This window comes from Nostoc sp. 'Peltigera membranacea cyanobiont' 213 (assembly GCF_002245975.1).
Classification (GTDB): Bacteria; Cyanobacteriota; Cyanobacteriia; order Cyanobacteriales; family Nostocaceae; genus Nostoc.
The window spans coordinates 1-25,759 of the sequence record NZ_NOLI01000113.1 but is presented as its reverse complement, the minus strand read 5'-3'; the positions used below and the strand labels follow the sequence as shown (position 1 = coordinate 25,759).

The 25,759-nt window shown below is 40.2% G+C and carries 23 protein-coding genes and 2 pseudogenes; 14 read left to right on the top strand and 11 right to left on the bottom strand.

The window, feature by feature from the left end:
• From CDG77_RS24805 to CDG77_RS24780, 6 genes and pseudogenes are all read left to right on the top strand, one after another.
• On the top strand, window positions 1-229 hold a 229-nt coding region (locus CDG77_RS24805), incomplete at its 5' end, for a WD40 repeat domain-containing protein (protein WP_442946441.1).
• 178 nt (window positions 230-407) lie between these two features.
• Window positions 408-875 carry a DUF6985 domain-containing protein gene (locus CDG77_RS24800; RefSeq protein ID WP_143857089.1) on the top strand — a complete coding sequence of 156 codons (468 nt, stop codon included), beginning with the start codon at window positions 408-410 and terminating at the stop codon, window positions 873-875.
• 378 nt (window positions 876-1,253) lie between these two features.
• A pseudogene (locus CDG77_RS24795) lies at window positions 1,254-1,530 on the top strand (HU family DNA-binding protein).
• Window positions 1,531-1,705: 175 nt separating this feature from the next.
• On the top strand, window positions 1,706-2,155 hold the full coding sequence (locus CDG77_RS24790) for a hypothetical protein (RefSeq protein WP_223269961.1): 450 nt from the start codon (window positions 1,706-1,708) through the stop codon (window positions 2,153-2,155).
• A 204-nt stretch (window positions 2,156-2,359) separates the two neighbouring features.
• On the top strand, window positions 2,360-2,665 hold the full coding sequence (locus tag CDG77_RS24785) for a hypothetical protein (protein WP_223269960.1): 306 nt from the start codon (window positions 2,360-2,362) through the stop codon (window positions 2,663-2,665).
• Window positions 2,666-2,696: 31 nt separating this feature from the next.
• Window positions 2,697-3,575 (top strand): formylglycine-generating enzyme family protein, encoded by an 879-nt coding sequence (locus CDG77_RS24780; RefSeq protein WP_094331997.1) that lies wholly within the window; start codon window positions 2,697-2,699, stop codon window positions 3,573-3,575.
• Window positions 3,576-3,689: 114 nt separating this feature from the next.
• On the opposite strand, the gene CDG77_RS24775 is transcribed toward CDG77_RS24780, so the two are convergent.
• The 4 genes from CDG77_RS24775 to CDG77_RS24760 all read right to left on the bottom strand — a co-directional run bounded on the left by CDG77_RS24775 (window position 3,690) and on the right by CDG77_RS24760 (window position 5,895).
• Window positions 3,690-4,613 (bottom strand): transposase family protein, encoded by a 924-nt coding sequence (locus CDG77_RS24775; RefSeq protein WP_094331996.1) that lies wholly within the window; start codon window positions 4,611-4,613, stop codon window positions 3,690-3,692.
• Window positions 4,614-4,676: 63 nt separating this feature from the next.
• On the bottom strand, window positions 4,677-5,042 hold the full coding sequence (locus CDG77_RS24770) for a hypothetical protein (RefSeq protein ID WP_094331995.1): 366 nt from the start codon (window positions 5,040-5,042) through the stop codon (window positions 4,677-4,679).
• 125 nt (window positions 5,043-5,167) lie between these two features.
• Entirely contained in the window at window positions 5,168-5,344 is a 177-nt protein-coding gene (locus CDG77_RS39175; protein WP_223269962.1) for a glycoside hydrolase family 19 protein, read from the bottom strand.
• Between the two features lie 206 nt (window positions 5,345-5,550).
• A complete protein-coding gene (locus CDG77_RS24760; protein WP_143857088.1) occupies window positions 5,551-5,895 on the bottom strand; it encodes a hypothetical protein in 345 nt (114 codons plus the stop codon).
• Window positions 5,896-6,613: 718 nt separating this feature from the next.
• Here CDG77_RS24760 and CDG77_RS39170 point away from each other — a divergent pair.
• From CDG77_RS39170 to CDG77_RS24740, 4 genes and pseudogenes are all read left to right on the top strand, one after another.
• Window positions 6,614-6,748: pseudogene (locus tag CDG77_RS39170) on the top strand (ISL3 family transposase); the annotation flags it as partial.
• 246 nt (window positions 6,749-6,994) lie between these two features.
• Window positions 6,995-8,185, top strand: coding sequence for a sigma-70 family RNA polymerase sigma factor (locus tag CDG77_RS24750; protein ID WP_094331992.1), 1,191 nt, complete (start codon window positions 6,995-6,997; stop codon window positions 8,183-8,185).
• A 25-nt stretch (window positions 8,186-8,210) separates the two neighbouring features.
• Window positions 8,211-9,416, top strand: a complete 1,206-nt coding sequence (locus tag CDG77_RS24745; RefSeq protein ID WP_094332001.1) for a DUF1822 family protein — start codon at window positions 8,211-8,213, stop codon at window positions 9,414-9,416.
• Between the two features lie 107 nt (window positions 9,417-9,523).
• Complete coding sequence (locus tag CDG77_RS24740; RefSeq protein WP_094331991.1) at window positions 9,524-11,911, top strand: CHASE2 domain-containing protein; 2,388 nt, start codon at window positions 9,524-9,526, stop codon at window positions 11,909-11,911.
• Window positions 11,912-12,056: 145 nt separating this feature from the next.
• Here the strand turns inward: CDG77_RS24740 and CDG77_RS24735 are convergent, their stop codons facing one another.
• Both CDG77_RS24735 and CDG77_RS24730 read right to left on the bottom strand, forming a co-directional pair.
• Entirely contained in the window at window positions 12,057-12,875 is an 819-nt protein-coding gene (locus CDG77_RS24735; RefSeq protein WP_223269959.1) for a DsbA family protein, read from the bottom strand.
• 171 nt (window positions 12,876-13,046) lie between these two features.
• Complete coding sequence (locus tag CDG77_RS24730) at window positions 13,047-13,304, bottom strand: mannan-binding lectin (protein ID WP_094331989.1); 258 nt, start codon at window positions 13,302-13,304, stop codon at window positions 13,047-13,049.
• Between the two features lie 540 nt (window positions 13,305-13,844).
• On the opposite strand from CDG77_RS24730, the gene CDG77_RS24725 reads away from it, so the two are divergent.
• Genes CDG77_RS24725 through CDG77_RS24715 form a run of 3 tightly spaced genes read left to right on the top strand, consistent with a single transcriptional unit; the run spans window position 13,845 to window position 22,456 of the window.
• A complete protein-coding gene (locus tag CDG77_RS24725) occupies window positions 13,845-14,249 on the top strand; it encodes a filamentous hemagglutinin N-terminal domain-containing protein (RefSeq protein WP_094331988.1) in 405 nt (134 codons plus the stop codon).
• A 4-nt stretch (window positions 14,250-14,253) separates the two neighbouring features.
• On the top strand, window positions 14,254-19,866 hold the full coding sequence (locus CDG77_RS24720; protein WP_223269958.1) for a beta strand repeat-containing protein: 5,613 nt from the start codon (window positions 14,254-14,256) through the stop codon (window positions 19,864-19,866).
• A complete protein-coding gene (locus CDG77_RS24715) occupies window positions 19,832-22,456 on the top strand; it encodes a CHAT domain-containing protein (protein WP_094331986.1) in 2,625 nt (874 codons plus the stop codon). Before CDG77_RS24720 ends, CDG77_RS24715 begins: the two co-directional genes overlap by 35 nt.
• Window positions 22,457-22,466: 10 nt before the next feature.
• Here CDG77_RS24715 and CDG77_RS24710 read toward each other — a convergent pair whose 3' ends face one another.
• On the bottom strand, window positions 22,467-23,375 hold the full coding sequence (locus tag CDG77_RS24710) for a DUF928 domain-containing protein (RefSeq protein WP_223269957.1): 909 nt from the start codon (window positions 23,373-23,375) through the stop codon (window positions 22,467-22,469).
• 189 nt (window positions 23,376-23,564) lie between these two features.
• Here CDG77_RS24710 and CDG77_RS24705 point away from each other — a divergent pair, with 189 nt between their 5' ends.
• Window positions 23,565-23,708 carry a hypothetical protein gene (locus tag CDG77_RS24705; protein ID WP_223269956.1) on the top strand — a complete coding sequence of 48 codons (144 nt, stop codon included), beginning with the start codon at window positions 23,565-23,567 and terminating at the stop codon, window positions 23,706-23,708.
• Window positions 23,709-23,958: 250 nt separating this feature from the next.
• On the opposite strand, the gene CDG77_RS24700 is transcribed toward CDG77_RS24705, so the two are convergent.
• The 4 genes from CDG77_RS24700 to CDG77_RS37890 form a co-directional block, all read right to left on the bottom strand.
• Window positions 23,959-24,567, bottom strand: a complete 609-nt coding sequence (locus CDG77_RS24700) for a hypothetical protein (protein WP_094331985.1) — start codon at window positions 24,565-24,567, stop codon at window positions 23,959-23,961.
• 28 nt (window positions 24,568-24,595) lie between these two features.
• Complete coding sequence (locus CDG77_RS36805; RefSeq protein WP_167306234.1) at window positions 24,596-24,763, bottom strand: hypothetical protein; 168 nt, start codon at window positions 24,761-24,763, stop codon at window positions 24,596-24,598.
• 193 nt (window positions 24,764-24,956) lie between these two features.
• Window positions 24,957-25,088, bottom strand: coding sequence for a hypothetical protein (locus CDG77_RS38645; protein WP_258169722.1), 132 nt, complete (start codon window positions 25,086-25,088; stop codon window positions 24,957-24,959).
• 476 nt (window positions 25,089-25,564) lie between these two features.
• Window positions 25,565-25,759, bottom strand: a 195-nt coding sequence (locus CDG77_RS37890) for a hypothetical protein (RefSeq protein WP_143857087.1), incomplete at its 5' end; no start/stop codon positions are given.

Sequence of the window (25,759 nt, the reverse complement as noted above, 5' to 3'; positions counted from 1 at the left end):
TGATAATTTTAATTCAGTTGAATCTCTTGCCATTAGCCCCGATGGAAAAATTCTAATTTGCGGCAATTATGATGGCACTATTAAACTGTGGAGCTTAGAGACTTTAAAAGTATTGCACACATGGAGAGATGGTTCCAGTTCGGTTTTAGGGCTTGCTCTGAGCCGCGATGGTAAAACTCTTGCTAGTAGTAATGAGGATAGCATTATACATATTTGGCAAATTAAATAACTGCATTTGCACTATTTTTGGTGAATGGGAATTCCTAAAAGGAGAAGCTGGTTAGGGATACAGAACTTAACTTTAACTATGGGTATTCTCGCTCAAAAAGTACGACTAACTTCAAAGTAAAATTTTCACTAGTTTTTGGAGTTGCTAGGGAAGCCCAGAATAAAGGTAGTATCTAAAGATGATGGAATCCCCAAGAAGTTATTACGATGCTGAGTTTGGACAGATTATATTGGAAGATAACTATTGGACTTTAGCACAATGTGCTATTTTAGGCGATCGCCGTGTACGGATTTGTGTGGATTTTGAACAGGGGCAGATTGGGGAACTTTCATTGCTTCAGCGTGAAGCTATTCGGCAGGCTCTAGCCTTGCCACCCGATGTGTTAAGCATTACTGCTCCTCTGGTGCTGCAAAATTATGATGTATATCGTGACATGATTGGAGATGAGTCAATGCCACTGCTGGCTAATCCCATTCAGGTCTGGGATCAAGTCACTTTCTCATATATTTATGTGGAGTATGACCTAGATATTGCTACCTTTAAGTTGATAGCTGAGTGTGACTGGGAGCCAGAACACGGCTTAGAAGTACGCTTTCGCAATGGAGTAGCAGACGATGTAGATCAGATAGGTGAAACAGGACGGTAAAGACTATATAGCTTGGCATAAAGCCGTGGTGAATTGAAGCATCGCGCTTATATACTGCGATCGCTGCCAGAGGAACGAAATATCAATTGCCTATTGAACGTTTCCTGGCTATCTTGTAGTACCTATATACTGGATAGATATCCTATCTCTTTTGACTGAATATGAAGACAGATTTACCTAACCGAAAGTGCAACAGTTACAACAGTCAAACATTTAGGGAAACGAAATGGTAATTATCTATAGTGCCAAATCAACACAGTAATAGTCGTTGTGCATTGTTAATTTTCGCGTGTTGCTAGAAAATTATTCCATTTCCCCTTTATGAATAAGAGGTAATAATGCTAGATTTCGATTACTTGCAATGATTCAGGGTGATTTATGAACAAAGGTGAACTAGTGGATGCTGTAGCAGCCAAAGACCAACATCACAAAAAAGCAAACCGATGAAATCATCAGTGCTTTTTTGTCAGTAGTTACTGAGGCTGTAGCGAATGGGGATAAGGTAACGCTCATAGGGTTTGGGTCATTCGAGCGACGCGAACGTTCCGAGCGCGAAGGGCGTAATCCCAAAACCAATGAGCCAATGACTATTCCAGCGACCAAAGTACCTGCGTTTTCTGCTGGAAAACAGTTTAAAGAAAAAGTAGCGCCATAGATGAATGGCTTTACCACTGGCTATCCAATCACTGTAAAGCTGTAACTCTCGCTTTTCTCAAGACAGCGTGGGGCAACGGTAGATGGAATGTGAGTGTTGAATTGCAGATGTAAAAAAAGCGCGATCACTACACTAACACCTGCCTTCGTGATGCCTTTTCTCGGAGCATCTCCTGTTGTTTATCAAAATGATCCAAACCTTACTATTAACTTCTTTCTTATTTATTTCACAATTGCCTACTCTCGAACCAAAATTTATTAATTTAAAAAACCAATTAGAAAATCAAGGGTTTCAGATAATAATTGAGCTACCACCAAAGCGAGGAACTTATGGATTATTGAGAGAGGCTGACAAAAAAATTTGGATTAATCCAGTAGTTTTTGAGCTACATATTGGTACTCAGACTCTAATTCATGAAGCAGTTCATGCTGCACAAGTATGTGCAGGGAAAGGGAAAATAAAAACTTTAGGTCTAAATATTCAGCCGAGTAATTATGCTCGACCTTTTTTTATGCGCTATACTGATGTTCACAGGCAAGATTTAGAAAGAGAAGCCTATGCAGTACAAACTCAACCTAATAGTTATGAACTAGCTGTATCCCTTCTTCAAAGATATTGTAAATAGCTTTAAGCATAAAAGTAATGTATGTTTATAGACTCTACTGTGGAAAGTAAATCAGTAGAGTATCTCATAATAGCCCGATATTTTCTCCCAAACTTTTAACCAACAATTTTAGGGATATAATTTTCATGTGTTGCTTCCCACAACCCAACCCAGCTCAAACACGCAACTATTGATACTTTCGCCTGGGAAATCAGTTTCTCACTGGTGGTTGCTTCTAAGGCGATTGCACGCGATGATGTTGTTTACGCAGCAGGTTGTTGTTTCCGCAGTGTGGCGTGTATGATTCAGGTTTTATTCGCCCTCAATGGAGATTACCTGTTGAATGAAAAGGGAGCGGTGGCAATTGCGGCTAAGTTTGCTATTTGCCCTACTGACTATCAGCAACGGGTTGAGCAAGCGTTTGCACTTTTAGCTGCTTCTTCAAAATCGATAACTGAGGCGATCGCTATTCTTGAGGCGATTGAGGATGACTTGAGTCAATGGTATGGAAATCGGCGATTATCAATGTAATTTTTGTTACTATCTTGCTGGGTATAAATAAGTGAAACTATTTAACTTTGATGTAATAATATTAAACGGTCAAGGACAAGAAAGCAAACGTGAACAGCGTCAAGCCGAGTACTTGACCGAAGACTTGGGCAACAATATCACTCTGGAAATGGTGCTGATCAAGAGTGGTAGTTTCATGATGGGTTCACCAGAGAATAAAATAGAGCTTAGTGATTCAGAAAGCCCTCAGAGAAGAGTGAACATTAAGCAATTTTGCATAGGTAAATATCCTGTTACTCAAGCACAATGGAAGGCTGTGGCAGCATTACCCCAAATAAACAAAAAATTATTGCCTGACCCATCGTATTTTAAAGGGGATAAGCGACCTGTAGAGCATATATCTTGGCATGATGCAGTTGAGTTTTGCGATCGCTTATCCTCCCATACTAAAAGCCAGTACCGCCTACCTAGCGAAGCCGAATGGGAGTATGCTTGTCGGGCAAGAACAAATACACCATTTCACTTTGGCGAGACAATTACGACTGATGTCGCCAATTACAACGGTACAGACGATGAAGAATATCAATTGTCAGGTTCTTATGCTCAAGGACTCAAAGTTATTTATCGAAAAGAAACTACAGTTGTAGGAAGTTTTGGGATAGCAAATGCCTTTGGGTTATACGATATGCACGGTAATGTATTGGAATGGTGTGCAGACTGTTGGCATAAAAATTATCAAGGAGCGCCAACAGATGGTAGCGCGTGGATAGAGCCTAATGATAACCAGAATTGTGACAGGCTGATGCGCGGGGGTACGTGGATCGGCAGTAAGGACATCTGCGGTTGTGCTTATCGCCTCGGCAATTGGAGCCGCCACCTCGGTTTCCATATTAGACATCTCCGAAAACTATCAAAGCTTTGCTGTGGCTAGCTTATAAGACATAAATACAAGTATCAAAAACTAGCTAGTCAATACGATAAAATATGGATTTGAGATACTTACTGATAATAACAAGGCAAAAATATGTAGTTATATGCATTAATTTTAGCCTGATGGCATAGGATATATTTGGACTGGTAATATTAGCGCTCGAATTCGTAATCTTACTAGTCCACAAATTGTCAAGATAACTTGTTCATACTTTTTAGGATTTAACCTAAATCTGTCTTGAACAACTCGAAAAATTTTTACCGAACGGATTCGATGTTCAACAAATACTCGTTTGGATGAAAACTGCTTATTTGATTTTTTCTGTTTAGTTGTTAACTCTTTATTTCTTGGTTTCTTAATTGGAGTATCAATTAAATCTTCTCCTAGATAACCTAAATCTCCCTTAAAACTTTGTTTTTGGTCAAAGTTGTCACGGTTTTCTCTAAACATTGTTATATCGCTTTTTGGACCTGGTTCTCCTGCCACAACATCAACGATATCTCTACCATCTGGCATGATAATTATTTGGCTTTTAAATGTATGATTACTCTTCTTGCCCGAAAAATATTTTTCTTGTTCTTCATTATCTCCGGGTCTTTCCCTGACTTGTTCATAGCTGTCTACAATTAATTCATATTCTGTGAGTATTTCTTTAACTACCTCATAATCAGATTCGTTTTTTTTTACTTGTTCAATTAAACTGGATGGTAGCAATTCCCTCAGTATTGGCAACCAATAATTAAATATGTCATTTGCTGTCGATTCACTTACTCCAAACTGGATACCAAGAAGTTGAAACGTCGTCATGTGTCTCAGATACACCAAGGTTAAAATTATTTGTTCGGCAACACATAGTTTTGGCTTTCGACCTCCACCACCAGCAATAATTCTAACTTTTTTTGATTCTCGCAAAGCTTGTTTTTCATAATTTAATTGTTCAGCATTTTGTATTAACTGTTGTAACTGTTCATACTCCAGACCAATTAAACGTTGTGTTTCTTTCTTGTTCTTTTCAATGTGGTTCAGCATGTCGCTCATATTTCTGTGTCAAAAAACTCTCTGATGTTCTTTTACCACAGAATGTTAGTATTTTGGAGATGTCTAGTCATCAGTATTATTGGTAGTATCATCAAATGTCCACGCTTCCCAGCTAAAATCAGATGCTCCTATAGGTTGCCGAAGCAAGCTTATATTTATTCCTGATTGTCCGAATAAATCCTGCATGACTTCAGCCCTTTTCTGGTCTGTAAGCTTATACTTTAGTAGCCAACATGACGCATCGGTCAGTGAGCCACCGAAACCGTCTATCTGCTGATACTGTGTATCTTCGTCAACAATTATTGTATAATTATTAACATCACTGTCAACCGCAAAATAAATATCTGTCTGCCTTACCAGCATAGTGCCATTCGGTACAGATAGCCATACCTCTACACTTTCTTGAGATGACTTAATGTTCAAGCTCATAAGTATGCTCCTAGAATAACTTCTTAAAATCTGCCATTTTTCTACACTTAACTTTGTTAGAAACTATGCAACCCAGTCTCATCGTCATCAGCGTAGCTATAAGCTATTTGATGAGAAAAAAGTGTTTAGTAATGCGCCATCCGATCACAGTAAACGCTGTTGCCCATATCTACATTCAACATTTGGATAAAATGTTTGTAAAAGCCGACTCTATCTGTTAGCACAGTTGGCGTAAGTATGCTACATTCGAGACCGTCAAATCCAAAATTTTTGACCACACCTGCGATCGCCTTGGTATTCAGAGCCGCAAAATTCCGATCGCTACATGAATTACCATTTAAAATTTATTCTCCTTTAAGATTTAAGAAGTGATATAGTGTGAACGAAAAACGCTAAAATAGATTGAATCAAGTGATTAGTTTGACATTGAAAACCGAGTTAAGCAGGTGAATATATCTACAAAAACGGGATGCACCTTGCAGTCAATATCTACAATGAACCCACCCTGCTACTTACTTGTGGATACTGCTGATAATTGTTCAAGTTCAGATGATTCTACCGAAACATAAATTGGGGTTGGATAAGGGTCAGGGCAGACTGGTGTTTGAGTAATCCAGTCACCGTTACCGCCACCGTCAGCGATCGCAAAGTCTGTTCGGCAGTTGAGAATAGCGCCGTGTCCGAGTCCTGTTGCCGTTGTATTGCTGATTGTCATTGTACCTGCACAACGGATTTCCATTGCGTAAGTACCAGCACCGATAATCTGATTACGGTTGCAATACCTTTGCCAAAATAAGAGGATGAAAAGAGAAAACCGATGTAATAGAGTTATGGTCTTCGCATAAATTTCCAAGCCTGGCTGCGATCGCCTACGGTGGGCACTTGCGCCGTCGCAAACGTGGCTTTCTATAGGACTCCTATTTGATTTTTGGATAGTGCTAAAAAAGCGGATGCTCCCAAGAATTCAGGAGTCACCCCTTTCAGGAGAATTCAAAATATGGCACTTGGTGTCACGCTGCGCTATCACGCATATGCTCATTCAAAAAAAGATTCTTAATTTTGAATTTTGATATCGATTCTTAATTGTTACAGTGATATGATTTTATTCACTGTAAGGAATCAGAGGTTTGGAAGCTTGGCTAACCTTCCTGATTCTTAATTGGTAGCAGTGACTTTGGTTTATTCACGCTTGTAGGGAATCAGAAGTTTTTTAGCTTTGCCTTGTGATTCTTAATTGGTAGCAGTGACATGAGTTTATTCACGGCTCTGGAGGTAGTAAGCATTGCAGGAGTGATAAAATGTCGGGCATGAGCTGATTGTAGCTTTTGAGTTGTCGTTGTGAGAGACAATAACTCTACTACGAAACGCCCTACCTCTTTATGCTCTTATTTTGGCAATGGTATTGAGCAGGAAAAATGTTTGATGACGAGTTAGAACTTGCTTATGCCGTAATTGATAGTGTTCAAGCTAGAGGAGAAAAAGGAAACTACAGTACACAACGTGTTAAATTTAACTTTAATTCTTCTGGTTAAACTTTCGTTACATACTTATAAATTTTCCCGCCGACTTACTTAGATACATCCAAATTGATTGCTATTTTAAGTGGACGTACTCAAGAAATAATAAAGGAAACTCTTAGAAAGTGGGGAACTGAAGTCTTAGAGCAAATAGAGCAAGTCAGCATAGATTTTTGTATTGGTTACCAAACTTCACTTTTATCCGATGGTTTGATGAAATAGTAGCTTACTTTGATAATAGGACAACAAGTGTTGCTGTTGCTCGCGTAGCGTTCCGCAGGAAAGGCATCAGTAACAAATTTAAGCTAATTAACCGTTCAGCTTATGAGTTAATAAACTTTAATATTTTTAGAGTAATATGCTTATTAAAATGGTATTTTAATTATTAGTTTAGCAAAAAAATTACTGAAAAACCTAATTTTTTTAAAACTGCTTATGCGTCCTCGTCAACAAATTATCGAGATGTTCTCAACCTTCATTGAGCTAGAAGGAGACAGATTCAGCAAATGGTTGATTGATATAAAACTGTATAGAAATATTCAAAATTGCTTGGAGTATTCAGCATTGAACCCTAACTCAGAAAATTTTTTGGCGTTACATTGGCACAAATGCTGGCGAGAGGAATCTAATAGTATTGCTATAATGCATTTATCTGCTTATTTACAGGAATCAAATTATTGGGCTGCTAAAAAAACAATTGCCAAATTCACAAATAGTCAACATAGCCTAGCAGATTATTTTCAAATGGCGAATGCTGAAATTGAAACAATTCTCAAAAATTTTAATATAGAAAAATGCTCTAGTTTAAAAGCCTATGCTACTATGGCAGTTCCCAGTCGGCTAAAAGATATTTTACGCCAACGCAAAGAAGCTGATATTTGCACAAATTGGGCATTATTACGCAAAGTAAGCAAAAAGCAGTTATTAGAAGCTCTTGCTCAAGCTGGGTTATCACCTATTTTAATTGCCCAATATCGACTAGCCTGGACTTGTTTCAAAGAACTGTATGTACAAAACCAACCGGGTGGCACAAAGTCACTACTACAACCAGAACCCCAACTTTGGGAAGCTATTGTCAACCTCTACAACCGTGAACGCCAAAATCAGTTAACTCAACCTACTCCACAATGCACGAGAGAGAAAATTGAACAGTGGTTAACTCAGGCAGCTATATACGTGCGTGGTTATCTGTATCCACCTGTAAGTTCTTTAAATTTAGCGATATCAGAAGATGACTCCACAACAACTTTTGATTTGCCAGATCCATTCTCTGACTCATTAATCGCTCAGATGATAGCCCAAGAGGATGCCCAAAATCAACAAAATCAACAATCTCAGATTGAAGCTTTTTTGTTAAAAACTTTACAAACTTTTGAGGCAAAAAGCCAGGAAATACTTAAACTTTACTACCAACAGGGGTTGACTCAGCCACAGATTGTAGAACGTCTACAAATGAGTCAGCCTACTGTTTCTCGCCGACTGCTCAAAGCTAGAGAATTAATGCTAGCAGCGTTGATCCAATGGAGTCAAGATACGCTTAATATTTCTGTGACTTCCAACCTAGTTAATGATATGAGTAGTGCTTTGGAAGAATGGTTGAAAGTTAAATATGGGGAATCTAGCTGACGTTATGAAAGATGAGGTAGTAAAAATGACTTACGCTTTTACAGAACCGCAGGAACTATTGTTAGAAATATCACCATCATTACAGACAAGCTCTTGGCAAGAAAGCCAAATGTACGCCACACCTAACAGTCGCTGGCGTGCTTACATGAATCAAATTTGCCTTCATGGGTTTTTGAATTGGGTAAAAGCTGAATATGTTCCAGAAGCAAGTATCTGGTACGGTTCCCCTGGTTTTCCTGCTTTTTGGGAATTTGTCAATGGCACAGCAATTTTATTAAAGGAAAAGCGAGTCGTTTTAATTCCCAGCGAGGCAATTGATGATAGTGAGTTAGAAGTTCCTCAAGAATGGGTAGACATTTCCAGTTGGGCAGCAGACTATTATTTAGCAGTACAAATCACACCAGATGGCGAGTGGGTAAGAATTTGGGGCTACATAACCCATACTGAACTTAAATCACTGGCAGACTATGACCAAGTAGATAGGACTTATTGTATAGATGCACGGCACTTAATTAAAGACCTTAATGCTTTTTGGATGACCTACCAATTTTGTGGAACAGAGGAGATGAAAGCGGAGATCGCTCCACTAGCAGAATTATCGACTGTTCAAGTAGAAAATCTTGTACAACAGTTAGGTAATTACTCTGTAACATTTCCGAGACTTGCAGTGCCATTTACAACCTGGGGAGTGCTAGTAGAGAATGAGCAGTGGCGGCAGCGTTTGTACCAACAAAGATTGCAATATCTACGACAAGCTGCGCCTACGCAATTTTCACAAGTACAAGTGAGTCTTAGTCGTTGGCTGGAGCAGATTTACGATGCTTCTTGGCAAGCTATAGAGACTTTTTTTGAGCCAAACTCCAGTAGCCTAGCTTTTAATTTCCGCACTTCTTCTGGGTTAAATGCTGCTACTATCAAACGCGCCAAGCTGATTGACTTGAGAATAGAAATAGAGGTTCAAAAAGTTATTTTATTGGTTGCCTTAATACCAGAAGCTAATCAACAAGTTACTATTCGCGTGCAGCTACATCCAGCTTGTAATCAACCTTATCTACCTGCTAATATCAAGCTAGTTTTACTTTCAGATCAAGGGGAAATACTTCAACAAGTACAAGCAAGAATTCAAGATATTTATGTGCAGTTGAAACTCTTTGATGGAGAAGTGGGAGAATGTTTTAGCATCCAGGTTGCTCTTGATAGTTGCCAGATTGCAGAAAGTTTCGTGATTTAGTTATTAAGAGCCAGACTGAACAGGTTTTCTAACAGCCGCGCACAGGCGAGTCAAATTAAGATTCATTATTCACTAGTTAATCACGAATGGCAAAGTCCACTTAACTTATGAGTAAGCTAGTTGTCTTCAGCTTCTTGGGAGGAGATTTAAATCAAGGATTTCCTGTTGTCACGGCTCAACTTTGGTGTCATAACCAATTTGTACCTGTGAAATTAATAGGGAGTCTGCCACCAGCACCAGAACTAAGTGAACTCTACCGCAGATGGCAGTTACTATACGCAGCAGTTCATCAACGCCTGGGTAGCAACCAACGTATAAAAGTACATTCGCAAGACATAACCAATATTTCTGTCAATGATTTTGATGAAGTGTGTCAACAGCTACAAGCCAATATCAATGTTTGGTTAAAATTTGAGTCATTTCAGAATATTGATCGGCAGTTACGAACTCTACTCAGTCATCATGATGAAATTAGAGTAATTATTGAAACAAATATAGTTCTAATGCATCGCTTGCCTTGGCATCTGTGGCATTTTTTTGAAGATTACCCGAAAGCGGAATTAGCTTTAAGCAATCATGAGTATGAATCTCCTCAGCTATTACAAAAATCTCCTACAGGGAAAGTCAAAATTTTGGCAATTCTAGGCAATAGAGTTGGTATTGATATTGATAAAGATGCCTCTTTCTTACAAGGTTTAACAGATGCAAAAACTACTTTTCTTATAGAACCAACACGGCAAACACTTGACGAGTATCTATGGAATCACGATTGGGATATTCTATTTTTTGCCGGACATAGCAATAGTCTCGCTGACGGAGACACTGGGGAGATTTGTATCAATCAAACGGAAACTTTAGCAATTTCGCAGTTGAAAAATGCACTTAAAGCAGCAATTAGACGTGGTTTGAAATTAGCAATTTTAAATTCTTGTGACGGAATTGGTTTAGGACGAAATTTAGCTGATTTAAACATTCCCCAAATGATTGTAATGCGGGAAGGAGTGCCAGATTTAATAGCGCAGGAATTTTTAAAAAACTTTCTTACCGCCTTTGGAGATAGCAAACCATTTTACTTGGCTGTGCGAGAAGCGCGAGAAAGACTTCAAGGACTGGAAAATAAATTTCCTTGTGCCAGTTGGTTGCCAGTCATCTGTCAAAATCCTACAACTGTTCCTACTACATGGCAAGAACTGCGCGGCAATTTTGGTGATATTAAATTTGTTGGTGAAGTTTCGACAAAAGATAAATTTGCAACACCAAAATTAAAATTTTGGAATATACTACTTAGTACTTTGATTGTGGCTGTTTCAACGCTAGGTTTGAGATACTTGGGAGTCTTTGAAAAAATCGAACTACAAACTTTCGATCAAATGCTACGGTTGCGACCTAAAGAAGACCCAGATCCCAGGTTGATAATTGTAGAAATTACTGAAAAAGATATTCAATCACGACAAGAGACGACCAAAGGACTGAAATCCATTTCGGATAGTACGTTAGCTAAACTGCTCAACAAGTTACAAAAGTATCAAGCGCGAGTTATTGGACTGGATATTTACAGAGACTTCGCTGATCCTCCAAATAGATCAAATCTAATACAACTTTCGACTGAATTTAGTAAAGATAATGTTGTTGTTGTCTGCAAAAGCCGCGATAGTAAATATGACCCCCAAGGTGTTAAACCTCCAAAAGACCTACCTGTAGAACGTCAGGGTTTTACCGATGCAATTCAAGACCCAGATGGTATCGTCCGTCGCCAAATTTTGATGATGGCACAAGAGCCTTCTTCGACTTGTACAACGCCTTATTCGCTCTCATTGCAATTAGCTATTCGTTACTTATCTTACGAAAATATTAAACCTAAATTTAATGAAGATTATGTACAGTTTGGCTCTAAAGTATTTAAACGCTTAAAACCTAGTCGCAGTGGTGCCTATCAACAAGGAGTTGATTTAGGTGGAAATCAAATACTTGTCAATTACCGTAATACAGATTATCAAAGAGTTTCCCTTGATGATGTATTGAGTGATGAATTTGATCATAAATCACTTAAAGATAAGGTAGTTATCATTGGAGTGACAGCTAATACAGTCAACGATACTTGGTCAACTCTCTACAGTACTGCACAGCAAGATTACCAAGAAATACCAGGGATATTTATACAAGCACAAATGGTTAGCCAAGTTTTGAGTGCAGTTTTAGACCAACGTCCAATTCTTTGGGTTTTGCCTTACTGGGGCGATATTCTCTGGATATGCAGCTGGTCTGTAGTTGGGAGTCTGATTATTTGGCGAGTGCGATCGCTGTCAGATAAGGGATGCGCTATCTTTGTGATAGTTGTCATTTTATATGGAGTTTGTGCGATCGCTCTTTTAAAACAAGGGTTATGGCTGCCATTTATTCCTTCTGCCTTTGCCGTGGTTGCAAGCGGTGTTGTTGTCGTGTTGATTCAACGTCGTCAGGAATTTTTCACAATTCCACAACCCTTGGTTAAATAAATGCGATCGCTTTCAGATCGAATTTGACTATCTATTGCATTAATTTGCGGAACGGTTTGAATTAGTTGTAACTTAGCTTGTTGAATATTGGTTTGGAGTCGAGAGTCATCAATAGTGGCAATTGTATCTCCTTTTTAAAGTTTCATTACTTGCTGCGAACTTTAATCAGAAGCGCTTCCAAACTAGCAAGTTGAATATCTCCGTTTAGAGGTTCTCCATTCATTGCAAGCATAGGAGTACTATCAACTCCAATCTGTTGTGCCAATTGAATATCTTTCTTAATAGCAGTAATAGCAGCATTGCTGTTACGATCCTGGTTAAACCGCTTCAGATCCAAATTCAGGGTTTTGGCAGTTGTAACATAGAGAGATTCGCTTAACTTGTCTTGGTTTTCAAAAAGTACATCATGGAACTCCCAGAATTTTCCTTGTTGACTCGCTGCCCAAGACGCTTTTGCAGCGGACATGGCTTCTGGGTGAATTGAGGTCAAAGGCAGATGCTTATACACCAACGTGACTTTATCTTGATGTGTTGCCATGAATTGCTTAACTGCTTGATGTGCCTTTACACAATAAGGACATTGAAAGTCAGAGAAATTTATCAGCACAATTTTTTGCTCATGAGCACCAGTAGTTGAGGATTCGCCAATCACTGATTTAGGATTAGCTTTCATTTTTTGTAAAAAAGCCATTTGTATTTTCTGTTGTTGTTCCTGTTTTTTCAGTTGGTATGCAGAAACAGACTCCAAAACCACTTCTGGATGCTTGCGAATGACTTGCAAAACCTTGGCTTCCAATTGTGAATCTACTGGTTGATAACTTTCAGATGGCGTAGGCATTGAATAGTTCTTCAATCCTAAACCCAACAAAATTAACCCAACAACAGAAACTAGAAAAATCAATGACAATGCTCCTGAAAATCGCGATGATTGATGTTTAAAATCCTTGATAAAATTCATTAACATAATTTTCCCTTTGAGGATTTGAGTAAAGTTGAAGAGTGTATTTTTTGAGTCGATTGCTTCAAAAAATCCATAACCGCCCCAAGCGGGTGGTTATGGATTTATCAGAGGTTAGGAAGTATTCTCAATCACCTCAGTAGTGTAATGTTATCTAAAACACCTTTAAGTAAAGTTTTACTTACTTACACAACTACAAACGGAATTTTTGCCTGGGACGTTTGTATACCAGTTACCGTCCCATTTTAAACCGACTGAACTACAAACTTGAGGGCATACTTGTTTTGCGTGTTCATTGCTCCAGATAGGACCCGCACTAACATCTCCAGCTGAAGCCAGGTTAGCAAAGCCAAAAATAGCAGAACCACCAATAACCGTTGCGGTGAGTGTTAGTAAGAATTTGTTTTTCATGAGGGAACTAGAAGTATTAGACATGATTTTTTCCTTGAGACTGTTAAATGATATTCAGAGGTTTTTTAGCTTTGCCTCTTGATTCTTAATTAGTAGCAGTGAGATGAGTTTATTCACTGTTAAGAATCAGAGGTTTTTTAGCTTTGCCTCCTGATTCTTAATTGGTAGCAGTGAGATTGGTTTATTCACTGTTAGGAATCAAAGATTTTTTAGCTTTGCCTCCTGATTCTTAATTGGTAGCAGTGAGATGAGTTTATTCACTATCTGGAGCCGTGGGAGGACTCCGGATAAGCGCAAAGCAAGGCAGAGTCTTAATTGGCGGTAAAAAGAACGTATAAGTCTTGAGCTTTCAATGAAGGTTAGCTTAATATATATTTACCTAATTACAACTGTATTAGTCTTGACAAAAATGCTTATTCGCTATAAACTAACTTTTTTATTGTAAGTTATGTCAGTAGCAAGAAATTTGTTAATATCCTCATTTTGTGAATAAATTGATTTTGCTGACACCTATAGTTAATTGAGGATTCTAAGCTAAATTTCCTTTTCTATTAGGAGAGTTCAATGTCTTTCAGAACTCCGCGTTTGGACTGGTTACAAGGTCTAGGAATTGCCATTGTCAGTATGATCGCTTTATATGCAAATATCTCAGTTGCCCAAATCACCCCAGATGGCACTCTGCCAAATAATTCTAATGTGAGATTAGAGGGCAATACCAGGATTATTGAGGGTGGAACCACAAGAGGGGGTAATCTATTCCACAGCTTTGGGGAGTTCTCTGTTCCCACTGGCCAGACAGCTTTGTTCAATAATGCACTCGATATTCAGAACATCCTGACACGAGTAACAGGTAAGTCAATTTCTAATATTGATGGTTTAATCAAATCTAACGGCAGAACCAATCTGTTTCTAATTAATCCCAATGGGATTATTTTTGGTAAAGATGCTAGTTTGAGCAATGATGTTTAGGGTAATGATAAAATTAAACTTGTTCCAATGGTTGAACATTGTCATTACTAGTGGAGTAATTTGCAGTGGTAATTATGCGATCGCTCAAATCACTCCAGATAGTACTCTACCGATTAATTCTAATGTTAAAAAGATTGGTAATACTATAAAAATCGAAGGTGGAACCACCGATGGAAGCAATTTATTCCATAGCTTTAGCGAGTTTTCTGTTCCCACTGGCCAGACAGCTTTGTTCAATAATGCACTCAATATTCAGAATATCCTGACACGAGTAACGGGTAAGTCAATTTCTAATATTGATGGCTTAATTCGCGCTAACGGCACAGCAAACTTATTCCTGCTCAATCCCAATGGCATTATTTTTGGAAAAAATGCCCGATTAGATATTGGTGGCTCGTTTTCTGCAACAACGGCAAGCAGTTTCAAGTTTCCTGATGGCAGTACCTTCAGTGCTACTAATCCCCAAGCACCGCCATTGCTGACGGTAAATATTACACCAGGGTTGCAGTATGGAACAAGTCAGCCAGGGGCGACTATTACCAACACCGGAAATTTAGCACCCCAGGAAAACCTGACACTAGTAGCTGACAAACTTGATTTGCAGGGACAGCTAAAAGCAGGAAGAGACTTAACACTGCAAGCACAGGATACTGTGAAAGTACGGGACAGTGTGATGACTCCGTTTTTAGCTACTGCTCTTGGTAATTTCACGATTCAGGGAAATCAAGGAATTGATATTTTAGCACTGAATCACCCAACGCAAGCACCATTTGTCAGTGGGAGCAATCTTAACTTAATCAGTGATGGGATAATTTCTGGCGATGCTCGTTTTGCCAGTGGTGGGAATTTTTCGCTCAAGAGTGTATCGGGGGGATTAGCAAACTTTGTAAGTAAATATGACCCAATTATCAGTAGCAATGGCAATGTGGATATTGCAGCTAACTATACAGGTGCATCGTTGTTAGTCGAAAGCAAGGGTAATATTCGCTTTTCGGGTGATATAAATATTACTAGACCGGATACTAGTGTTTTACCTGCTGGACAAGATACTGCAACTTTAAACAACAGTACGGCGTTAATTATGCGTTCTGGGCAAAGTAATTTAGCTTATGGGGGTGTCAATTCTGGTTTAGTACCTGCGTTTACTAGTGGAACTGTGCCAGAGGGAATTACTTTAGGTGGAGAAGTTTCCTTACAGCGCTTTAATGGGGCTGGGGGGATAGTTAGTTTAACAACAGTATCTGGAGATGTGAATACTAAAAGAATTACAACTAATGGAGGCGGAATTGATATTAACAGTGCTAGAGCAATTACTACTAATGTACAAAGGCTAAACACTACAAATGGCACGAACAATGGTGGTGAAATTAGCCTAAAAGCTACCAACGGCAATATTAACACTGGCAATTTGGACTCTGACTCATACTCTACATCTGGTAGTGCAGGAAATGGAGGTGCGATTAGTCTAGAAGCCGCTAACAGCATTACTACTGGTTATTTGGACTCTGACTCATACTCTACATCTGGTAGTGCAGGAAATGGAGGTGCGATTAACCTTATTGCAACTGACGGTAATATTAATACTGGCAATTTGTACTCATATTCGCAGTCTAATTCTGGCATAGCAGGAAATGGCGGCGCGATCGCATTCACTGCCTTGGGCAACATTACCACAGGCGGTATAAGCTCACAAGCAGCTGGTGCTGGCAATGGTGGGGACATTACTCTCACCAGTATTACAGGAGGCATTAACACAACTAGAGGAACGGTCACATCATCTGGCAGTGCAGGAAATGGAGGTGCGATCGCCCTCAGTGCCATCAATGGTAGCATCAGGACTAGTGATATTAATGCTGGCTCCTCCTCTAATTCTGGAAATGCCGGAAATGGGGGAGCAATAATTCTTGATGCTAATAGCAGCATTTATACATCTGGGTTGAACTCTTCCTCATACTCTGAGTTTGGCACAGCAGGAAATGGAGGTGAAATACGCCTTGATGCTGGGCGAGGAGACATTAAAGCTGGCTTTTTGGCATCTAACTCACGCTCTTACACTCAAACAGGGGGAGACGGAGCAAAGATTACCCTCACTGCCAATAACGGCAGCATTAACACTGACTATTTGTACTCTTACTCCAGTTCTAATTCTGGAAATGCCGGAAATGGGGGAGCAATCGCCCTCAGTGCCCTTAACAGTAGCATCAAAACTGGTAATATTGACGCTAACTCGCACTCTTCTAGTTCTAACAAGTCTAGTATATCTAGAGACGGAGGGAATATTACCCTGCGTGCTAATAACGGCATCAGTACAGGTGATTTATCCTCGTACTCCTCCTCTAATTCTTCTGCGGGTAATGGGGGAGATATTACCTTGAGTACTATCAAAAGCGATATTTCTGTAGGCTTTACTAAATCTTCATCCATTTCTTCTTTAAATGCAGGTAATGCGGGTAATATCACCCTAAGCAGCAACAACGGCAACATTACTAGCAGCAACAACGGCAACATGGCTACAGGCTTTTTGTTCACCGAAGCTCTTGGTAATTTTGGCAACGGAGGCAATATCACTTTGAGTGCCATTAATGGCAGCATCTACATTCAAAGATTATACTCTAACAGTTCTGCTAAAGGCAATGCAGGCAATGGAGGCAATATCACCTTGAGTGCCACTAATAACATTGTTACTGATCGGATTCAATCTGGTAGCTCTGCTGATGCTACGGCAGGCAATGGAGGAGCAATTACGTTAAATTCTGCAAATGGTAACATTTCTCTTGCCGAAGTAAATTCTGCTTCAACCTCTATCTCTGGCATATCGAGCAATGCAGGAGCAATATCTTTAACTGCTTTGAATGGCAATATTTCTGCTGCTAGGATGTTGTCGTATTCGAACTCTGCATTTGGGATAGCAGGCAATGGAGGAGATATCACCTTAGCTGCCCCCAAAGGTAGCATTTTAGCAGTAGACTATCTCCAATCTAATGTGTATTCTGGTGTGGGAACTGGAGGAAAAGGGGGTAATATTACTCTAAAAGCAGCGGGAACTATTAAACCTACAAATTATTTTCAAATATACACCTCAGGAATTCTTGGTTCTGGCAACATTATTATCGATACTCAGGCACCTTTTGCTTTAAATGCATTCCTGATTAGTGATACTTTTGGCTCTGGAAAGGGAGGAGATATCCAGATATCAGCTCCGTCTATTTCTATTACTAATGGTGGACAAATCTCCGCAGGCACTCATAGCAGTGGACAGGGTGGTAACATCAGTCTACGCGCTTTTGATTTTCTAGAAATAAGTGGTACAACATTTAACGCTCCTTTTGGCGACATTAACAATTTTATTTATACTGGTCTTCCAAATGGTACTTATCTAGGTGGTTATATTCCTACTGGCGTTACTACATTTCCGATAATCAATCGTCCTCAAGACATTTTATTTCCCAGTGGTGTTTTTAGTCAGACGACTGTTGGCTCTACTGGTAGTGCAGGTAACTTAAGAATTGAAACAGGGCGATTAGTTATCAAAGATGGAGCAGCCGTTGCCACTACTACATTCGGGCAGAATAGCAACGCAGGTAATATTTCTATTCAAGCAGATTCAATCTCAGTGGATAACGGCTCAATCTTGAGTGGAGTAGCAGGAGGAGCAAAAGGTAATAGTGGCTCGATTGACCTACAAACTCGTTTACTTTCCATCACAGGAGGAGGTGTTGTACAAACGCAAACTTTAGGAGATGGCAAAGCTGGAAACATTAATGTAAATGCAACACAGCAAGTTAATTTGTTTGGTATTGGTAGTGGTCTGCGCTCAAGTAGTGGAGGTAGCAATGACCAGTTAGGAACTATTAGTAGCAAGATTGGACAGGGTGGTGACATAAAGTTGACAACCAATAGCCTGAGCATAACTGATGGAGCGGCTTTGGATGCTCAAACCCAGACTAACTCTATTGGAGGCAATATCACAGTCAATGCCAATACCTTGAGTGCAACTAACGGTGGACAAATCCTCACTTCTACCTCCAGTGGTGGTGAAGCTGGTGATATCATACTTAACATCCCAGAAATTTCTATTTCGGGTTCCACTAGCGGTCTATTTGCTCAAACCAGTGGTGCAGGTTCAGGTGGAGATTTAACTGTTCAACCGGGTAGTCAAGGGCAGAACTTGAAGATTAATTTTCAAGATAATTCACAAATATCTGCATCTACTTCTGGCAATGGCAAAGGAGGAATTCTTCGCGTCAATGCTCCTTTTTCGATTACTCTAACTGGTAATGGTACTTTAGGAGCGACAGCTGAAGGTAACGCTGCTGGGCAAGCAGGAAATGTGGAAATTGCCACCAATAAGCTTGACATTGCTAATGGGGTGAGGGTTTCAGCGGCGACGAATTCTACTAACCCCAAAGCTAGTGGAGGCAACCTAACCGTGCAAGCTGCACAATTGAACCTAACAGATGGCAGCATTTTAGAAGCAGGGACAACAGGGGCAGCACGAGGCGGTAACTTGAGAATTAAACCCAATAACAATGGGCAAACCTTAGCAGTCAATTTCTCAGGCAAATCAAAGGTATCGGCTGCTACTTCTGGTATCGGCAAAGCAGGAACTCTCAGCGTCATTGCCCCAGAATCGATTACCCTAACTGGCGATGGTTCGCTGATTTCCGCAGAAACAACAGGTAGTGGTGCAGGTGGCAATTTGACCCTTCAAACAGGAGATTTAACCGTTCGAGATGGGGCACAAGTGAGCGTCAGTAGTACAAATACAGGCATTGCAGGCTCGTTAATTGTGGCAGCTGACTCCATCCGTCTCGATCACAACGCAAAAATAAGCGCTGACACTACAGGAGGCGGTGGCGATATCTTTCTCAACTCCCCCTTTTTGATATTGCGTCGAGGTAGCAGCATCACCACTAATGCCAGTGGTAATGATATCACTGGCGGCAATATTACCATTGATGCCAAAAATGGTTTTATCGTGGCTGTTCCCAATGAAAATAGCGACATTAGAGCAGATTCCGCTAACTTCCGTGGCGGGAATGTCACCATCAAAAATATTGCAGGCATCTTTGGTATCCAATCTAGAAAAGAGCCTTCGCCAAACACAAGTGATATTACCGCCAAAGGCGCAACGCCTGATTTAAGTGGCAATATAGAAATTACTCAACCTGATGTAGACCCTAGTAACGCCTTAGTCGAACTCCCAGTTAATTTAGTTGATGCTTCTAGGCAAATTTCCAATGCCTGCACACCTGGAACTCGGCAATTCCAAAATACATTTGTCGCAACGGGACGCGGCGGACTACCCATGAGTCCCACTGAACCATTACAAGATTCAAGTACTGTGTCTGCGTGGGTGAGATTAAGACCAAACGCAGAAAAGGCAAACACAACGCCTGTGCCACAACCAACAGCAGTTTCAACTACTCCCATTGCTGCTACAATTCCAATTGTGGAAGCTTCTGGCTGGGTAATCGATCGCAATGGAAACATAAAACTAGTAGCACAAGTTCCTCAACTTAACCCTCACAGCCCTTGGCAAACACCTGCTGACTGTCCTGTATCTCAGGGAGGTGTGAAATATGGCAAAACTTCAGCTGCCAAAGCGAGTAGTTAGATTTGCGGTAACTCCCGTAGTCCTATTTACCCTTGCTGTTTTCCTGATTATTATCCCTAGCACATTTGCTAAACAACTCCAGACAAATTCACCAAACGGGTTTCACATCCAAACCAATAAACCCCCAGCCACAAAACCACAGCAACTTCTTGAGCAAGGAGAAGCACTTTATCAAGCTGGACGCTTTACTGAAGCAGTAAATGTTCTACAACAAGCTGTGCGTAGCTATCAACGAGAAAGCAATAACCTTGCACAAGCCGCAGCACTGACTAACCTCTGTCTTGTATACCAGCAACTCGGTTCGTGGAAAGAAGCTTATGCAACTATTGACAATAGCTTAAATTTACTTGGCTGGGATAAGATAAATCAAAAGTTAAATGTCAATAATCCAAAATCTGAATTGTTAGAAATTTTGGCACAAACTCTAAATATTCAGGGCGAATTGCAACTAGCACAGGGACAAACTGATGCATCAATAATAACATCACAACAAGCAGAGCAAATCTGGAAGAAATTAGGTGATAATGCTGGAGTAACGCGCAGCCGGATTAATCAAGCACAAGCTCTACGAGTTGCTGGTTTTTACCGCCGTAGCTTTGATATATTGAATGAAGTATCCCAACAATTAAATTCCCAACCTGACTCACCTGTAAAAGTAACAGCTTTGCGATCGCTTGGCAATGTCTTACAACAATTAAGCGAACTTGAGTTATCCCAGACAAACTTACAACAAAGCTTAGAAATCGCTCAACGTCTGCAACTGCCTCTAGAAATTAGTTTGACGGAATTTAGCCTCGGTAATACTGCTAGGTCGTTAAGTAATATTAAAGATGCGATCGCTCATTATGAAAATGCTGCCAAAATTGCACCAAACCCTCTCACCAAAGTTCAAGCCCTGATTAATCAGCTGAGTTTGCTTGTCGAAAACGAACGCATCACAGAAGCAAAGTCATTAATACCCACAATCCAATCTCAATTACTCAATCTACCTAGCAATCAAGCTAGTATTTATGCACGGATCAATTTTGCTCAGACTTTGACCACAATTGGTAATAAAAAATACATTGCAGAGATTCTGGCAACTAGCGTTCAGCAAGCCAAAATAATCGGCGATGAACGTGCCGAATCCTATGCACTAGGCAGCTTGGGAGAAGTTTACGAGCAGAACCAACAATTGCAAGAAGCACAAGATTTGACGCAACAAGCCTTATTTATGGCTGAAAAAATTGATGCCTCAGATATCGCTTATCGCCTTGAGTGGCAGTTAGGACGCTTACTCAAAGCACAGGGAAATATGCCAGGCGCCATATCTGCTTATGATGCTGCTGTAACAACTCTTCAGTCTCTTCGCAGCGATTTAGTTGCGGTTAATCGAGAGGTACAGTTCAATTTTCGCGATCGCATAGAACCTCTTTATCGGCAGTCTGTAGAGTTGATTTTACAAGAGAAAGGACAAGGAAAGCCTGATTTAGATAAAGCACGTCAGCGAATGGAAGCCTTGCAAGTTGCAGAACTCGACAATTTTTTTCGAGAAGCTTGCTTGAGCAACCAATTTGTGGTATTGGACAAAGTAGTAGATCGCGATAACCCGAATACTGCTATTTTCTACCCGATTATCTTAGATAACTATTTAGAAATTATCATCAAACTTCCCAAGCAACCGTTGATTCATAAAACTTCTCAAGTCAACCGTCAGCAAGTAGAGCAAGTTATTACAGAAATACGAAAGACAATAGTCCAACCCGATGCTAATCTGCAATTTAAAGCAGTTTCTCAACAGCTTTATAACTGGTTAATTAAACCAGTTGAAACAGACCTTAAAAATAGTAAAGTTAATACTCTAGTCTTTATTCCAGACGGGTTGTTGCGAAATATCCCGATGTCTGCATTATATGATGGCAGAGAGTATTTAGTCCAAAAATACTCTGTAGTTATTAGCCCAGGACTGCAACTATTTACTCCCAAACCTCTAAAACAGAAAAAATTAAATGCCCTGGCTGGAGGATTATCGCAATCACCCAAAAATGAAAATTTTGCAGCGCTTCCCTACGTTAAGGTTGAACTAAAATTTATTCAGGAATCAGGGGTATCGACAACTACATTATTGGATAAAAATTTTACTAGTACTACTTTAAGAAAAACCATCAACGCTCAACCTTTTAGAGTTGTTCACTTGGCAACTCACGGGCAATTTAGCTCTAAAGCAAAAGACACTTTTATCCTAGCAGCTGATGGACGCATTAATGTGAGTGAATTAGATAGTTTGCTTAAAAGTAGAGAGCAAAAACGAACAGAGCCAGTTGAATTACTTGTTTTGAGTGCTTGCGAAACAGCAGCAGGAGATAACCGAGCTGCGTTGGGATTAGCAGGAGTTGCCCTGCGTGCTGGTGCGCGGAGTACTTTAGCCTCACTATGGCAAATTGGCGATGACTCTACAGTTTTATTTATTGAGGAATTTTACCGCCAGTTAGTGACTGGTAAAACTACGGTAGAAGCTTTACGCTTTGCTCAATTAAAACTACTTGAAGCTCCTGAATATAACCGTCCGATGTACTGGGCACCCTATGTTTTAGTTGGTAATTGGTTATAGAGATTTAGGATTATTGACGGTTGGTTGAATTGACTATAGGAGCCGTAGAAATATTACCCAAATTGACGGATTGCAATAAACTCTGCCAATCTTCTTCAACAGAAGTATCATTATGATTAGAAAGGCGTATTTGTGCCAGCATAGTTAAAGCGTCAAACCAAATACCTTCTTTGGCATAGATTGCAATCTTCTGTCGGGGATCGGTTGCTGCTTCCAATTGCTGAATAACACGAGAATTTAAATTCATTCTTTGAATGTCTCCTTCTACGTACACAGGAACACTTGCTGTTTGCTGCTTGCAGCGAACTTTTAAATACCAGCGATATGTTTTACCTACTTTTAAGGATGTAACATTCTCAGGGAGAGAAATACCAATGACACTGGGCTTTGGAGGTAGTGCGATCGCATTTCTGTAAACATCTTTGCCTTCACTATCCTGTAAGCTAAACTCAGCGTTGGAGGTAGACAAATCTTGAGTGTAAGGAACGTAAAACCAAAATGTAGGCCGTTCAGAGGTGGTTAACCCCTCTACAATCCCGATAACTGATTTATCCCTTTGTTTGCTAACCTTTTGTTCCTCTTGAAATGGCACTAAAGCAGTAAGTGCAGTTGCTACCGCAGGACAATTGTCCCGACTACCCATTCCTGCTCTACGCCCAGATATAGGACTTAAGCGAGCAGGTACTTCTGGCAAAACAAAAGCTGGTCGAGAGGTGCGTTGTTGAGGTGAAGCAGGTATCTTGACTGGCTGTACAGGCTGCTTAGTAGTTGCTGGTTGTTGAGTTTGGGCTATTACTCGTGCTGGATAATGAGTGGTGCTACTCAAAATTAGAGCAATTGTTAAGAGCCATTTCATCGATTTAACAAGATACGGTTTTGATTGTGGATATAAAGTTGGTATGTCTTTTTCTTGTTTCATGTAAAAAAGCCTTTTTTATGCAAAATAGGACACGTTGCAAATAATTGTTAAGAAAGTTGTTTTCAAGACCACTATTCTGGGTAGATAAAACACAAGCAGTTAACTCGTTCATCCTATTGAATCAGTTCTATGTGACTATGACTTAAAGGAAAAGGTTACCCCAGTGCACTTGAGCAGGGTGTAAACAATGTGGGGCCAATTTCTCGATATGCGGCTGAGGCTTTAGCAGTGCGCTTAGTAAACCTACCGGATGATGAACGGTTTCCACTGCCAGCCAGTGAGCAGGATTTTCAGTCAGCTACTAGAGTTATTGCCCTAAGCGTTTGCGAATAGCGTCTCGTTGGCGCAGCCTCTCGTAGAGAAGAGAGGAAATGTTAGTCCAGGAGGCGATGCCTACGGTGGCAAGCTACGCTTCTACTGATATCTTTCCTTGCTTGGATGGGCGATCGCTCTTTTCAGTTTCTTAGAGGAAACCCTTAAGACCTAAAATACTGGTGTGGTTAATCACTACCAGATTGCCTTATAGGAAAAGTTAGATTAAATATTAAATATGAATCAGACTTTAGCAGCCACGCTAGGGGAATTACTGCTCAAGAGAAATATTGTCCGAGTAGATATGCCATCTCCGTTGGTTTGGAGTTGAGCCAGGAACGTTATTGACTCGTCGCAGCTTATAGCTACCACGAAAACGCTGTGGAGTTCCATTGCTATTAACAGCCGTAACAGTAACGGGAATTTCAATATATAGCGAGCCTGCTGCCCCTTCTAAAGAACCTGGTTTTCCGACTTCTTCAACAATGGATACGGTATTAGCAAAACCCTGCTGAAATTCCTCAAATGATTGCTTACTGGCAGTACCATCTCCATCCCAAGCCAAGTAAGCTTGTTTATAGTCTTGACGAGCGATGGCATCGTAATAATCATGAATGAGTTGGACTGCAAGTTGTTCTTGGGACTGGTTCTTGTCAGGATTTTGTGTGCCAGAGGCGGGTGGAGAAGATGGATTAGAGGTGTCCGAAAGATTTGCCAGCGTTGGGCGATTGGCAGATGCTAGTTGTGATGTAGCAGAGTTATTGCAAGCTGTAATAGATATAGCAAGCAATAAAACTCCAATGACTGTATAACGCTGTTTTAACCAGATACAAAAAGAAAAGTTGATATTGAACAAAGCTATCTCCTGTGGAATCTGCACTAGTAGCCTTTAGCCAACGATTCGCATACTAAGGCTCTATTCCTTCATCAATCCAAGTATCAATTGCTGTTTTTACGTTTATTTCAGTCATCGCAGACCATTCTTTTTCGTTGATAGTTGTTTTAAATACCGCTCTTTTACCGTGACCAACTTTTTCCATTGAGTGTCCGCGATACACATTTTTAGGCTTAATCATTTTTAGAGAATATTATAAACTATCGCTCAACAACACAAAACATTGACTTGGCTAATCTCCCACAAATTCTTGCAAAAGAGATTGACAAAAACTATGATTCGTGGAGCGAAGTTAAACTAATTTGCATTGAGCAATGATGGATATTTTTGTTTTTACTGTAGACTTCAGGGGTAAAGACAAAGATATTGATGCCTCACTGCCCTTTTTTAGCGTGCATTGGCGCAACCAAGGCAAATTCAGCTGCCACAAAAAATCCGTTGGCTAGCACCAAGAAAATCACCGATAGCAATTTGCCCGCAGTAAGCCAAGTCAATGGACTGTTCATGACTATCTATTGTAGCCTTTGATCCTAATTACTACCGCGATTATTTTGTCAACACTAATTGCTACCTTTTTGCCGACCAATGGTCGGCAAATATTCTTTGAATATGCAAGTAGACAACATCATAGCTATTGTTAAATCCGTTTCTACGAATGGCTATTCGGCATCGCGCTCCGCTCCCGTCCCTAAAAAGCAATCCACGCCCATACAACTTTATGGCGAAATGTCTCTGATTCGCTGATAACTTCCTGTATTCTGGGATATCCCTTCTTTGTGGAAAGCCAAATGATTCCTATAGATATGAAACGACTCATCAAAAAAACCTCTAACCCAGTTCGCAAGAAAACAGAAGTAACCCCATCACCCACTGAATCCATTGAGATTCTTGAGAGCCAAAATATTCCTGAAACAGTGATTGAACCAAATCCATCTGTGTACATTGAAGACTACGCTTCCGAATCCGAATACATTTCTGAACACTATCGCCCCCTCCGCTCCGTGGGTAACTCCGGGTGGCAACCGTCTGATGTATGGCGCGAGTTGAGAGTTGATGATTTTTGTCGGTGAGCAGCATCTAAAACTTGTATAATCCTTAGGTCAGTCAGCGATCGCGTTTTCAAATCTGCGCCAGTGTGAATGCCGAGTGAGTGCATCTTCGCCGCCGTCACCTCTCC

What these genes read in the sequence shown, in the direction of transcription:
- CDG77_RS24800 (WP_143857089.1), top strand. Translation starts at nt 408, where the DNA reads ATGATGGAATCCCCAAGAAGTTATTACGATGCTGAGTTTGGACAGATT.
- CDG77_RS24775 (WP_094331996.1), bottom strand. Translation starts at nt 4,613, where the DNA reads ATGAGCGACATGCTGAACCACATTGAAAAGAACAAGAAAGAAACACAA.
- CDG77_RS24770 (WP_094331995.1), bottom strand. Translation starts at nt 5,042, where the DNA reads ATGAGCTTGAACATTAAGTCATCTCAAGAAAGTGTAGAGGTATGGCTA.
- CDG77_RS24750 (WP_094331992.1), top strand. Translation starts at nt 6,995, where the DNA reads ATGCGTCCTCGTCAACAAATTATCGAGATGTTCTCAACCTTCATTGAG.
- CDG77_RS24745 (WP_094332001.1), top strand. Translation starts at nt 8,211, where the DNA reads ATGACTTACGCTTTTACAGAACCGCAGGAACTATTGTTAGAAATATCA.
- CDG77_RS24740 (WP_094331991.1), top strand. Translation starts at nt 9,524, where the DNA reads ATGAGTAAGCTAGTTGTCTTCAGCTTCTTGGGAGGAGATTTAAATCAA.
- CDG77_RS24735 (WP_223269959.1), bottom strand. Translation starts at nt 12,875, where the DNA reads ATGTTAATGAATTTTATCAAGGATTTTAAACATCAATCATCGCGATTT.
- CDG77_RS24730 (WP_094331989.1), bottom strand. Translation starts at nt 13,304, where the DNA reads ATGTCTAATACTTCTAGTTCCCTCATGAAAAACAAATTCTTACTAACA.
- CDG77_RS24725 (WP_094331988.1), top strand. Translation starts at nt 13,845, where the DNA reads ATGTCTTTCAGAACTCCGCGTTTGGACTGGTTACAAGGTCTAGGAATT.
- CDG77_RS24720 (WP_223269958.1), top strand. Translation starts at nt 14,254, where the DNA reads ATGATAAAATTAAACTTGTTCCAATGGTTGAACATTGTCATTACTAGT.
- CDG77_RS24715 (WP_094331986.1), top strand. Translation starts at nt 19,832, where the DNA reads ATGGCAAAACTTCAGCTGCCAAAGCGAGTAGTTAGATTTGCGGTAACT.
- CDG77_RS24710 (WP_223269957.1), bottom strand. Translation starts at nt 23,375, where the DNA reads ATGAAACAAGAAAAAGACATACCAACTTTATATCCACAATCAAAACCG.
- CDG77_RS36805 (WP_167306234.1), bottom strand. Translation starts at nt 24,763, where the DNA reads ATGATTAAGCCTAAAAATGTGTATCGCGGACACTCAATGGAAAAAGTT.
- CDG77_RS38645 (WP_258169722.1), bottom strand. Translation starts at nt 25,088, where the DNA reads ATGAACAGTCCATTGACTTGGCTTACTGCGGGCAAATTGCTATCGGTG.